The 299-nt window shown below is 42.1% G+C and carries 1 pseudogene; it reads left to right on the forward strand.

The features are described 5' to 3' along the window. A pseudogene (locus V6256_RS15280) lies at positions 1–299 on the forward strand (hypothetical protein); the annotation flags it as partial.

The following is a 299-nucleotide window of genomic DNA, read 5'->3' on the forward strand; positions in this document are numbered from 1 at the left end:
GTGGCACAAGCAAAAGATAACCCCTCAGCCTATCACTTTCAGAAAAAGCCTTTATTTGGTTTTACTGGTGATGTACTTGAATGTGATGAAGAGAAGAGAGGGCCAGGCATTGCTTTTTCGTTGTTAGATTATTTAGAGCTTGTTGATTGGAGCGGGCGCATATTAAGAGAAGATAAACGAGGCGCCATTGCTAATTACCATCCTCAACTACTTGGGAAACTGGGTTTAGATGAGTCGATTTGGGTAACATTAGCCAGTCGATTTGGTAAAGATTACCAAGGTGCAGTGGGCTCTTTAGA

Source organism: Psychromonas aquatilis, from assembly GCF_038155185.1.
Lineage (GTDB): Bacteria > Pseudomonadota > Gammaproteobacteria > Enterobacterales > Psychromonadaceae > Psychromonas > Psychromonas aquatilis.